This is a genomic window from Enterococcus mundtii (genome assembly GCF_013394305.1).
Classification (GTDB): Bacteria; Bacillota; Bacilli; order Lactobacillales; family Enterococcaceae; genus Enterococcus_B; species Enterococcus_B pernyi.
The window spans coordinates 3,043,122-3,054,911 of the sequence record NZ_AP019810.1 but is presented as its reverse complement, the minus strand read 5'-3'; the positions used below and the strand labels follow the sequence as shown (position 1 = coordinate 3,054,911).

The 11,790-nt window shown below is 39.8% G+C and carries 10 protein-coding genes; 2 read left to right on the top strand and 8 right to left on the bottom strand.

Annotated features, from left to right (window positions below; all coding sequences use genetic code 11):
* Nucleotides 1–13 precede the first annotated feature (13 nt).
* Together HZ311_RS14605 and alaS are read right to left on the bottom strand one after the other, a co-directional pair.
* Nucleotides 14–610 carry an ECF transporter S component gene (locus HZ311_RS14605; protein ID WP_023519611.1) on the bottom strand — a complete coding sequence of 199 codons (597 nt, stop codon included), beginning with the start codon at nucleotides 608–610 and terminating at the stop codon, nucleotides 14–16.
* Nucleotides 611–777: 167 nt separating this feature from the next.
* On the bottom strand, nucleotides 778–3,420 hold the full coding sequence (gene alaS, locus HZ311_RS14600; protein ID WP_023519610.1) for an alanine--tRNA ligase: 2,643 nt from the start codon (nucleotides 3,418–3,420) through the stop codon (nucleotides 778–780).
* A 359-nt stretch (nucleotides 3,421–3,779) separates the two neighbouring features.
* Here alaS and HZ311_RS14595 point away from each other — a divergent pair, with 359 nt between their 5' ends.
* Entirely contained in the window at nucleotides 3,780–4,208 is a 429-nt protein-coding gene (locus HZ311_RS14595; protein ID WP_010735537.1) for a GNAT family N-acetyltransferase, read from the top strand.
* 107 nt (nucleotides 4,209–4,315) lie between these two features.
* Here the strand turns inward: HZ311_RS14595 and HZ311_RS14590 are convergent, their stop codons facing one another.
* Together HZ311_RS14590 and HZ311_RS14585 are read right to left on the bottom strand one after the other, a co-directional pair.
* Nucleotides 4,316–5,665: a DEAD/DEAH box helicase gene (locus HZ311_RS14590; protein ID WP_010735538.1), complete on the bottom strand. Its 1,350-nt coding sequence runs from the start codon at nucleotides 5,663–5,665 to the stop codon at nucleotides 4,316–4,318.
* 75 nt (nucleotides 5,666–5,740) lie between these two features.
* A complete protein-coding gene (locus tag HZ311_RS14585) occupies nucleotides 5,741–6,886 on the bottom strand; it encodes a VanZ family protein (protein ID WP_178946789.1) in 1,146 nt (381 codons plus the stop codon).
* 127 nt (nucleotides 6,887–7,013) lie between these two features.
* Between HZ311_RS14585 and HZ311_RS14580 the strand changes: the two genes are divergently transcribed.
* A complete protein-coding gene (locus HZ311_RS14580; protein WP_010735540.1) occupies nucleotides 7,014–7,337 on the top strand; it encodes a hypothetical protein in 324 nt (107 codons plus the stop codon).
* Nucleotides 7,338–7,514: 177 nt separating this feature from the next.
* On the opposite strand, the gene HZ311_RS14575 is transcribed toward HZ311_RS14580, so the two are convergent.
* The 4 genes from HZ311_RS14575 to HZ311_RS14560 all read right to left on the bottom strand — a co-directional run bounded on the left by HZ311_RS14575 (nucleotide 7,515) and on the right by HZ311_RS14560 (nucleotide 11,501).
* Nucleotides 7,515–8,189: an HD domain-containing protein gene (locus HZ311_RS14575; protein ID WP_023519608.1), complete on the bottom strand. Its 675-nt coding sequence runs from the start codon at nucleotides 8,187–8,189 to the stop codon at nucleotides 7,515–7,517.
* A 30-nt stretch (nucleotides 8,190–8,219) separates the two neighbouring features.
* Nucleotides 8,220–9,722 (bottom strand): carboxypeptidase M32, encoded by a 1,503-nt coding sequence (locus tag HZ311_RS14570; protein ID WP_023519607.1) that lies wholly within the window; start codon nucleotides 9,720–9,722, stop codon nucleotides 8,220–8,222.
* Nucleotides 9,723–9,782: 60 nt separating this feature from the next.
* Nucleotides 9,783–10,250, bottom strand: a complete 468-nt coding sequence (locus HZ311_RS14565) for an ASCH domain-containing protein (protein ID WP_023519606.1) — start codon at nucleotides 10,248–10,250, stop codon at nucleotides 9,783–9,785.
* Between the two features lie 81 nt (nucleotides 10,251–10,331).
* The gene (locus HZ311_RS14560) at nucleotides 10,332–11,501 is read right to left on the bottom strand and encodes a THUMP domain-containing class I SAM-dependent RNA methyltransferase (RefSeq protein WP_023519605.1); all 1,170 of its coding nucleotides are present in this window, start codon (nucleotides 11,499–11,501) and stop codon (nucleotides 10,332–10,334) included.
* Nucleotides 11,502–11,790 lie beyond the last annotated feature (289 nt).

The window sequence follows — 11,790 nt, the reverse complement described above, 5'->3', positions numbered from 1 at the left end:
TGCTGGTCTTATATCATTCAGGTTTTAAAGGTGTTGCTGCAAATAATGCTTTGGCGAGTAATGGTGTGATGAGCCCCGCGCCGATAGCTTCTGGAATCCCATTGATTGCAGCAATCCCAGCAAGTGTCTTGAACAAGACCGAAGCATCGACACCATAAGCTTGAGCTGTGGCATTCGTATAAAATAAGCCCATAAATCCTAAAACAAGGATCGTATTGACTAGAGAGCCTAGAATCCCAGCTACAACAGCCGGTACGACGATCGTAGAGGAACGCTTATACAACCAATGGAATACTAAGCCAGCCACTAGTCCCACTAAAACTCTGGGTACAACTGAGATGATTGGATTGGTAAAAACCAATGTATCGAACGGTGTAGTTGGCATCGCGTAGGCTCGGATGATCGTCGCAATTCCCCAGAACAAGCCGATCAACATGCCATCTTTCGGTCCTAATACTACGGCCGCTACGATTACTGTGATATGGATGATCGTCAAGCTAATAAAACCTAATGGGATAAAACCTAACCATGGAATCATTGATTGAACGATAATGATGGCTAACAAAATGGCACGAAGTACTAACCGAAATGTTTTATTTTTGCTATTCATTGAATCTCCCCCTGTTTGCTTTACTCTAATCCTATAGCGTTTTGTTGATTTGTCAATAAATTTGTACATAGCAACAACCGTTGAGCCAATGAAAATAAAGCAACGAGCTTGGGAAATCATCCCAAACTCGCTTGCCATTTATTTGTAGTAAAAAACTACGCTTGCTTCTATTTATTTTCTAACCATGTTTTTGCTTCTGTCAATGCGTCTGAGATACCAGCTGGGTTTTTTCCACCTGCTTGCGCCATATCTGGACGACCACCGCCACCACCGCCAACTTTCGGTGCGATTGCTTTGATCAAATCGCCAGCTTTTAAACCTGCTTCATTTGCTTCAGGCGTCATTGCTGCTAACAAGCTGACTTTGCCTTCTTGTTCGTTTGCCAAGACAAGAATATCTGAAACTGCTTTTTGTTTCCATTGATCGGCTAATTGACGTAATTGATTTATGTCTTTTACTTTAACTTGTGCAGTGATGATCGTTTTACCATTGATCGTCTCTGCATTTTTGAAAATATCTCCTGCTTGTTGGTTGGCTAACTTACTTGCCAATTGTTCATTTTCTTTTTGTAGTTCTCTTAATTGTTGTTGCAATTGTTCTGCTTTAGCTACGACTTCTTTCAATTGTGGTGATTTCACGATTGCCGCAACTTCTTTTAGTTGTTGTTCTTCGCTTTCCAACAATTCATAAGCTTCTTTACTTGTCACCGCTTCGATCCGACGAACCCCTGCACCGATCCCAGATTCAGAAACGATTTTAAAGATTCCGATGTTTTCGGTATTACCAACATGCGTACCACCACATAACTCGATCGACCAACCGCCGATATTGACCACGCGGACTTCGTTGCCATATTTTTCGCCAAACAATGCCATTGCGCCCATATTTTTCGCTGTATCGATGTCTGTTTCGATCGTTTCAACAGGAATGGCTTCCCAGATTTTTTCGTTTACGATTTGTTCCATTTTCGCTAATTCTTCACTTGTGATTTGACCAAAATGTGTGAAGTCAAAACGCAAATGACCTGGTGCAACCAATGAACCTGCTTGGTTGGCATGATCGCCTAATACTTCTTTTAATGCTTTGTGCAATAAGTGAGTAGCCGTATGGTTTTTGATGATTCGGTTACGTCTTGGTTCATCAATCAATAAATGATAGGTGTTTCCTTCTTTGATCTCAGAAAGGACTTCTACTTTATGCAAGAATTGTCCATTTGGTGCTTTACGAACATCAGTCACATTTGCTACTGTTTCACCAGAGGCATCAATGATCCAACCTTGATCGGCTACTTGTCCACCCATTTCAGCATAAAATGGTGTTTGATCAAAGATCAATTGCGCTTCCCCATCTGATAGTTCACTGACGATTGTTTCGTCTTGGACGATCACTAGTAATTCACTGTCAGATTCAATATGGTCATAACCGATGAATGTGCTATCTACTTTGATATCTGTCAATAAAGCAGATTGAACACCCATAGATGTTTCTGTATTACGAGCCGCACGCGCGCGATCACGTTGCGCCTGCATTTCTGTTTCAAAGCCTGCGTGATCGACATTCAATCCTTCATCTTCCGCCACTTCTTCTGTCAATTCAACTGGGAATCCATACGTATCGTAAAGTTTAAAGATATCTTTTCCGGCAAGCGTTGTTCCGTTTGCTTGTTTTACCTCTTTGATCACTTGGTTCAAGATCTCAAGCCCTTCGTTGATCGTTTCATTGAAACGTTCTTCTTCCATACGAACGACTTTTTCGATGAATTCTTTTTGTTCCAAAACTTCAGGGTAGTAGCTCTCCATGATTTCGCCAACAACAGGCACTAAACGGTATAAGAAAGCTTGCTCGATCCCTAATTTTTTCCCGTGCATGACTGCTCGACGTAACAAACGACGCAAGACATATCCACGACCTTCATTTGAAGGCAATGCCCCGTCACCGATTGCAAAGGATAATGCTCGGATATGGTCAGCGATTACTTTATATGAAATATCAGTTAAGGCATCCTCACCGTATTTTACTTTGTTGCTCAATTGCTCAACTGCATGGATGATCGGCATAAATAAATCTGTTTCAAAGTTGGTTGGTGCATCTTGAACGATTGAAACCATTCGTTCCAAGCCCATGCCCGTATCAATGTTTTTATGTGGAAGAGGTTCAAACGTATTATCTGGTTTGTGGTTGAACTCTGAAAATACTAAGTTCCAGATTTCAAGATAACGTTCATTTTCGCCACCAGGGTAGTTTTCAGGATCATCTTCTTCCAAGTCATTATAGGCTTCGCCACGATCATAAAAAATCTCTGTATCTGGCCCACATGGTCCAGCACCGATATCCCAAAAGTTATCTTCTACATCCACGATATGGTCAAGAGATAATCCTACTTCTTCGTGCCAGATACGTTTTGCTTCTGTATCTTTTGGATAAACAGTGACATATAATTTCTCAGGATCAAACGCCATCCATTTTGGACTTGTTAAAAATTCCCATGCCCAGTGGATTGCCTCTTCTTTGAAATAATCGCCGATCGAGAAGTTCCCTAACATTTCAAACATCGTATGATGACGTGCAGTTTTCCCTACATTTTCGATGTCGTTCGTACGAATCGATTTTTGAGCATTCGTGATTCTTGGATTGTCTGGTACAACAGATCCATCAAAATATTTCTTTAGTGTCGCCACTCCTGAGTTGATCCATAATAAGGTTGGATCATTGACCGGTACTAGTGAAGCACTAGGTTCGATCGTATGTCCTTTTTCTTGGAAAAAGTCTAAAAACATTTGACGTACTTCTGCACTGCTTAATTTTTTCATTGTTTTACCTTCTTTCTACATAATAAACGACAAAAAACACCATTACAGCCAAGGACGAAAACTCGCGGTACCACCTTGATTGCAATGATGTTTACTCATTACCTCTTAAACTCGTTAACGCTGAGTCGCGTTGATATTTCTATCAAATTGAAAAAGGGAGCAGTTTGAACAGTGACTATTCTTTTTTCAGCCGAGAAAGAATTTTCTGTGAGTCAGTCTAAAACAAACTATGTCCTTTTTGTACTTTATCAGTATACGTATTCTTAGCGATGCTGTCAATCCTACTTTTTGATTTTTCATTGTTTGCGGTCTACGTTTTCCTTGCTATAATCAGGAAAGAACCCTAGGGAGGCAAAACAATGGAAACGTATTTTGGAACCGAAGAATGGATAAAAGCCAGCAGTTACGTTTTACGTTATGACGTATTCGTGTTAGAGCAAGAAATACCTGCTCATTTAGAATTTGACGGTAAGGATGCCTATTACCCAAACCTTGTCATGATCCATAACGAACAGCCAATTGCTACCTTACGTTACCAAAAACAAAGTGACGAACAAATCCAATTTGATCGTTTTTGTGTCGCAAAAGATTGGCGCAAACGTGGGATTGGCAGAGAAATGCTTCAATTGGCAGAAAAGCGAGCACTAAATGAAGCATTCAAAGAAATTTATTTGATTGCAGAAATTCCCGCCGTTCCTTTCTACGAAAAGCAGGGCTATCAGAGTTTTTCAGACCCACTGATCGAAGACGGCATTCTTTGTCAACAGATGCGAAAACAGCTCTCCTAATATCAACTGTTTAATCAAAAAAATCAGCCCCAAAACCCAAAATAGATTTCCTATTTAGGTTTTTGGGGCTAAAAGTCAAGGGCAGCGTGATTCGCTCATGACTGCTCTTATTGGTTGGAATTCTTTTTATTTTTTCTGGCTGTACGCGTTTGTTGACGTCTTTCGATCTTGCGGTCTTTTTTATTTTTCTCCGCAATCGCCCAGTCGATTTTTTTCTTGTAACCAGGTTTGATTTTTTTCTTTTTCTTTTTGACTAAACCAATCAGCGTTGGGTCAAGACTATCTTTTGATTTTTCACGTTTCGTCCGACGGTTACGGTCATAGGTTTTAACGATTTCACCATTTTTGATTTCCATTGGCTCAAAAACAACACCGATTTTTTCGATGCCTTCGATCAATGGCTCATCACTTGGTGCATATAAAGTGATCGCGGTTCCTTTTAAGCCATTTCTACCAGTACGACCGACACGGTGGATAAAGAAATCTAGATCTTCTGGAACCTCCGCATTGATGACATGAGAAACGCCTTCGATATCGATACCACGAGCAGCTAAGTCTGTCGCAACTACATATTGATACTCTAAGTTTTGCACTTGACGCATCACACGCTTACGCTCACGAGGAGTGATATCTCCATGGATCTTCGCTACTTTCAAGCCTTGGTTTTTCAAGTAATCAGCGATTTCGTCTACATGTTGTTTCGTATTTGCAAAGACAATTGCTAAATAAGGATGCCCGATCGTCAATAATTGATAGATCGTTTGATTCTTATCCTTTCCTTTTGTTGAAACTAACCAATTCTCGATATCTTCTGAGATCACTGCTTTTGGTTTGATTTCTTCGATGATTGGATTTTCCATATATTTACGCAAGAATGGGCGTAGTTTTTCTGGAATCGTTGCTGAGAAAACTAAAAATTGTAATTTTTCTGGCAAGCGGCTAGCGATTTGATCAACTTCATTCAAGAATCCCATATCTAAGGTCATATCTGCTTCATCCACGATGAACGCAAAGGCTGTATGGATCTTTAAAGCTTGCTCATTCATCATGTCAAGGATACGCCCTGGTGTACCGACAACGATTTGCGGTTGTTGGTGATTCAAGCGATTTAATTGACGTTGTTTGTCTGTTCCGCCGACAAAATTCGATACGCGAATCTCCGGATCGGAAAACTTAGCGATTTGAACAGCAGCTTCATAGATCTGCGTCGCCAGTTCACGACTTGGTGCTGTGATCACCACTTGGACTTCTTCTTTATTGGCATTGATTTTTTGAAATAGAGGCAAAAGAAACGTATGCGTTTTTCCTGAACCAGTTTGTGATTGTCCGATGATATTTTTCCCTTTTAAAATCAAAGGAATCAATCGTTCTTGCACTTCTGTTGGTTGTTGGAACCCTTTTTCTGCTAACGCTTCGTTGATAAACGGATGAAAATTGAATTGTTTAAAATGACTCATTTCGACACCTCTTCTCTTTGTATTTTTCACGACTTTGGAATTATACCATAAATTTGCTTATTTTGCTTGAAAAGGTCAGGCTTTTCTATCTTTGATCGTACTGATCGTATAAGTATGACTCGCTTTCTCATAGAATAAAACTCTCTTTTTGCGAATAAAATATAAGAATAGATTCAGGCCGAAGATGAACTGTGCAACCAAGGTACATAAGAAAATGAATACTGCACTCATCTGTGTGACACCAGTCGCTTGATTGATGACTGGACCAACTAATTGGCTCAACCAGCCTAGCCCATAAAATAAGAAATAGAGATACGCATATCGAATGAACAATGCACGAAATCTGATTCGTTCCCTCCCATCTTCAACAAGCTTGATCCGGACGATTTTTTTCCCAAGTGTTCGACCATTTGTAAAGACAGGAAGAAGCATGAAATAGAGAAAGACTTGCACGAACAACCACCAACTATAGGAGGTGAACTCGCTACTTCCAATCGACAATCCGGCAACCACTCCGATGATCGACGTACAAATAGATAAGAAAAACCAATCGATCAAATAGGCAACCAGACGGCGTGTCAAAGAGACTGTCTTGCCTTTTTCATAAGATACTTCATCCATTCTCGCTCTTGTTGGCAACATAAACGTAAAGATTGGCGTCACAAGATAGCCAAGCATTCCGCCAAATGTATTGGTCAGTAAATCATTGACATCGAATAATCGATACGGACGTGGATAGATAAAGTAAAGACCGGTTAATTGTGTCAACTCAAAAAATAGGGAGAGACAGAAACTTGCAATGACCGTTTTGACGAAGGATAGTCGGAAATAATACCTTAAATAGATGCCAAAAGGTAAGAGTAAAAAGACATTGAATAATGGCTCTAAAAAAACACTTTGTCGCATCGCAGATAAATAGGTACTCGGATCGGACAACACGAGGACTGTATTCGCTCTGAAGTTCTCCCAAGACGCAAATAGGTGTAATTCCATTTTTGGACCTGTCATTTTCGCAACAGCTTCCTTAGTAGGTAAAGGTAAAATCACTAAAAAGTAAGCACATAATAGATAAAAGACAAATGAATATAAAATGACCGCTCTAGTTAGGAGAAACGTTCCATACTTTCGGTATTCATAAATAAAAAAGATAGCAGAAATCGCCAATGCAAGAAAAGGAAAGACAATCAACGCAAAACGAATCGGCTCGATATAACTTGCCATAAAACAAAAAGACCTCCTTTGAATACAGTTATCTTAGCAATATTGGTGAAAAGAATGCAAGTAATGACTAAATTATTTTTAAATTCCTATCAATTGAAGTATGATTATTATGAGGAGGCGATTCATTTTGCTTAATATTTATTTTGTATTTGGTGTTCCAGCATTTTTACTTATTCTCTATTTAGTCTTTGCATTGATTCGTAAGCGGACATCGATCCATTACTTAGGCTTTATTCTATTGATCATCGCAGGCTTTATGCTTGTTTTCAACTTACAGACATGGCAACAAGCAGTCTCTGAGCTTTCACATTCTTCAAGTGCAGAACTTTCTGCAGAACTTGGCTATTCTGTCTATTTGATCTGGGTACCGATTGGAATTGCTACTTTATTATTTTTGTTGAATATCTTCCGAGCATTGTTAAGGATCAAGCAAATTCGAAAAAACAAATAGAAAGACGAGATCGAAACAGAAGTGTTTAACCTCAAAAAATAAGGCGTCATCCACGAAAATTGTTTTTCAACTTTTTGTGGATGACGCCTTATTTTACGAAGAACTTCCTTCTGTTCCCGCCGTTTATTTGATTTTAGATGACGCGAGAGGACGAATGGCTCAGACGTATCTATTTAATTATCGGTTACGCCAGATTTGTGCATCTAGTGAATCATCGCCGACAAACCATTCTTTGTAGAACTCCTCTAGAAATTCACGCATGAACACTTCACGTCGTTTTGCTTCTTGTTTCGCGTACCCCGTATTCATTTGATCTGGCAATAACAACAATTTTTCATAAAAATGATTGATGACTGTCGAGCCTTTACGATAATCTTGTTTGTTCGTATAATTGATTGTCTGGATGGCTGGGTCAAAAATCGGATGCCCCTTATGTCCTCCATAATATGCCGTACGTAAGATACCCATCGCACCTAACGCCTCTAAGCGATCTGCATCCTGTACGATCTTGCCTTCTAAGGACAATTCGACGTTATCAGACAAACTTTTTGAAAAAGACATATTTTCGATGATATGAAAGATTTGATGAATCTCTGATTCTGCAACTCCGATGTTTGCCAAAAAGACTCTGAGTCCTTCTTTCGCTTGCTCTTCATCTTCAACCACTTTATCATCAATCGTATCGTGTAGATATGCCGCTGCCAGCGTGATAAAAGGATTGGCTTGCGGTAGTGTCTCAAGGACTTGTCGGGAAAGTTCGACTACTCGATTCGTATGGTCCACACCATGTCCTGAACGATCCAAAGCCAATTGTGCCATGCTGTAGTTAGCAATTTCATTTAATTTATCCACTGCCGCTTTCACCTTCTATTTGAGAATTTTTTAGACTTCTTCAACACCATAAACGCTAAAGTAAAGTTTTCGCATAAAATCGATCAAGTACTGCGGATTCAATGCTTCTCCTGTCGCCTCTTGAATCAATTGATTTGGTTTTCTTGATGCGCCGTACTGATGGATTTTTTCTGTCATCCACTCTTTGATCGGTGAGTAATCATCAGAAGCCAAAATCTCATCAACAGCGATATCTTTTTTCATTGCATGTAATAATTGTGCAGCATACATGAATCCTAACGCATAAGATGGGAAGTAACCAAAACTTGCACCTGACCAATGGACATCTTGTAAGATTCCTTCTAAATCGTTTGTTGGACGGATACCTAAATACTCTTCATATTTTTGGTTCCATACTTCTGGTAATTTCTCAACTTCTAACCCTTCATTGAACATCATTTTTTCGATCTCATAACGTATAATGATGTGTAATGGATACGTCAAACTGTCTGCTTCGATCCGAATCAAGCTTGCTTTTGTATACTGTAATGAACGATAGAAATCATCAAAAGAAATATCATCAAAGGTTCCTTCAGCACACTCTTGGAAGAATGGGTACTGCTTTTCCCAGAAACTGCGGTTGCTGCCGACAATGATTTCATTGAAAAGTGATTGCGACTCATGGATGCCCATCGAAGTACCTTCACCAACTGGTGTATACATATATTTTTCATCAATATTTTGTTCATACATCCCGTGTCCGGCTTCATGGATCACTCCAAACGTTGCCATTTTGAAGTCCTCTTCATTCCAACGTGTCGTGATGCGGACATCATTACGATTGATCCCGATCATAAATGGATGGATCGTGTCATCTAAGCGACCTCTAGAAAAATCATATCCTAACTGTTTGATCACACCGACTACAAAACGTTTTTGTTGTTCCTTCGTCATTTTACGTGAAAGAAAATCTGTCTCCGGTGCTGTTCCTTTTTCGACTAAGGCTTGACGGATGGACATAATACCTTCTTTGACTTGATCAAATACTTGATCTAAGATCTCTACGGTCATGCCTGGTTCATATTGATTCAACAGCACATCATAGTCTGTTTTCTCCTCTTTACGCCAATATGGAATCAATTGTTTTGTGATCTTGATGTTTTCAGATAACGCGGATTCAAAATCACCAAATTGTTTTGATTCACGCGATTCTTGCCATTTTGTGTGGGCTTTAGAAGTCGCAGAAGTTAAAGCAATCATCAATTCTTCCGGTACTTTATGCTCTAATTCATAGTCTTCTTTGACTTTCTCAAAAACCGTTTTTCCAAGTTCAGACAATTCGTCAGGGTGCGCAGAGAAGTATTCGATTGCTTCTGCGATTTTCGGTCCGACTTTTTTTGAGAAATATAGCCCATATAAATAACTGTTGACTTCACTGCGTTCTTCACTTGATTTTTCTGGCATGCCTGTTTGGATATCCCAGTCCAATACTGTTAACGCTTGACTCATTAAATCGATTTCTTTGACTTCTTTCAAAAATTCCTTTTCATTCATCCAAAAATCCTCCAACTTATCCTAGTTATCATTTATCCAATAGTTATCGCTCACTTACTTTTACGACATTTCCTTTGCGTTGATTAATTCAAACCGTTCAACAGCAAGGGGGATCTCTTCATAAAATTCTTTTCCAATTTGGGGCAGTAACTCCCTAAAAAATTTTTTATGAACTTTATACCAGTAATCATAGCTCAAATCACCCTCACCCTCAGCACGGGCAATTTCTTCTGTTACTTCATTCATTGGCATTACCGTCATATCTGTATATTTTATGATGCCTACAGGTTCGTCTTTACTATTTAAAACAATGGTATAACTGCCGATTTTAGACAACGGGGCTTCATCGTAATACAGGCATTCATCGTATGATGAACATGACGCCGTTTTGATCCCCTTTAAAATCAAGTCCGCCAATTCATCTGCCATCGGTGTCCCTTCCCACCCCCACTGCTCTGCCGTAACATTTGTTGGAGGGAATTCACCTTGCCAAAATTCTTTCCAATACTTTTTTGCTTGTTCATTCATTTTGAATTCCTCCAAAAATCATAGGGTCAAAGGTCTTAAAGTCCCAACCATGGTTTTTAGGTGTCCATACTTATATCCTAGTTATTCGTTTTCAGTCCGTTCTTTTCTTGGTGGCCGAGTTCCCCAATATTGGAACAGATCTGTGCGCAATGCACCATTGTATAATTTACGTTTTTTTGTTGCTTTTTGTCCGTAAAATTCTTCAAATGCTAAATCACTTGTCAAGATGTACTTACTCCACGTTTTCAATGGTCGGAAGACCTCACCCATTTCTTTGTAGAGACGACGAACAGACTCTTCTTCACCTAAGCGTTCACCATAAGGGGGATTAGCAACGATCACGCCGTATTCTTTTTCCGTTTTGAAGTCCTTCACTGCCCGTTGTTGGAAAGTGATGGAATCTCCTAAACCGATCTCTTCCGCATTGGCTCTGGCGATACCGATCAATTGACCATTGATATCAGACCCAGTGATATCTAATTCGATATCATAATCTGCCTGTTCTTCTGCTGCTGCACGAACTTTTTCCATGATAGCCGGATCGAACCAATCCCACGTCTCACACACAAATTCACGATTGAAACCAGGGGCGATATTATGACCGATCAGTGCAGCTTCGATACACAGTGTTCCTGAACCACAAACGGGATCATAAAACGGACGATCTTTTCGCCAGTTCGTCAACATCACTAAAGCTGCTGCCATATTTTCTTTTAATGGGGCACCACCTTTTTCTAAGCGATAACCGCGTTTGAACAAACTTGGACCAGTTGTATCAAGGGTCACTAACACATGATCTTTCAGTAAAGCAACTTCTAGTTGGAAATGTGCACCGGTTTCTGTCAATGGCACAGTAGACGGACGATGATAATACGTACGTAGTCTTTCAACAATTGCTTTCTTAGTGATGGCTTGACAGTCTGGTGTACTATAAAGCGTCGATTTGATCGATTTTCCTGCAACCGGGAAAGAGGCGTCTAATGGAAGGTAATCTTCCCATGGTAACGCTTTGACTTGCTCGAACAATTCATCAAACGTACGGGCATCAAATTCACCCACGACGATCTTGATACGATCTGCTGTACGTAACCATAGATTGGTTGTAGCAATCGTTTCCATCGTCCCTTTGAAACGCGCACGACCATTATCGACTTGGCACTCGATGCCAAGATCTCTAAGTTCTTTTCCTACTAATGCTTCTAGCCCACTTGCCGCTGTCGCTATTAAATTGAATTCTCTATTTTTATCCATTGTATTCTCCTTATCAATCAAAAAAGAGGCATGATGATCTTCGTCCTCTATAATCAAACAAATGGTGTGGCAGAAGCAGCCCTTAGAAAATAAGCAACAACACCCAAAAATACGATAAGCTATTTTCGTATGTTGCTGCTTAATTCTTGGAGCTGTGCGCTTCCGTCACACCCTCTTCTAAATCCCCTACATCCGATCTTTTCTATGTGAAAAGGCTTGACGTAGGAAAAAGCTATTGTTAGTACTGATTTTGTAGGCTGTTATTCGCCTAACGATTTATTCCCTGAAG

What these genes read in the sequence shown, in the direction of transcription:
- HZ311_RS14605 (WP_023519611.1), bottom strand. Translation starts at nt 610, where the DNA reads ATGAATAGCAAAAATAAAACATTTCGGTTAGTACTTCGTGCCATTTTG.
- alaS (WP_023519610.1), bottom strand. Translation starts at nt 3,420, where the DNA reads ATGAAAAAATTAAGCAGTGCAGAAGTACGTCAAATGTTTTTAGACTTT.
- HZ311_RS14595 (WP_010735537.1), top strand. Translation starts at nt 3,780, where the DNA reads ATGGAAACGTATTTTGGAACCGAAGAATGGATAAAAGCCAGCAGTTAC.
- HZ311_RS14590 (WP_010735538.1), bottom strand. Translation starts at nt 5,665, where the DNA reads ATGAGTCATTTTAAACAATTCAATTTTCATCCGTTTATCAACGAAGCG.
- HZ311_RS14585 (WP_178946789.1), bottom strand. Translation starts at nt 6,886, where the DNA reads ATGGCAAGTTATATCGAGCCGATTCGTTTTGCGTTGATTGTCTTTCCT.
- HZ311_RS14570 (WP_023519607.1), bottom strand. Translation starts at nt 9,722, where the DNA reads ATGAATGAAAAGGAATTTTTGAAAGAAGTCAAAGAAATCGATTTAATG.
- HZ311_RS14565 (WP_023519606.1), bottom strand. Translation starts at nt 10,250, where the DNA reads ATGAATGAACAAGCAAAAAAGTATTGGAAAGAATTTTGGCAAGGTGAA.
- HZ311_RS14560 (WP_023519605.1), bottom strand. Translation starts at nt 11,501, where the DNA reads ATGGATAAAAATAGAGAATTCAATTTAATAGCGACAGCGGCAAGTGGG.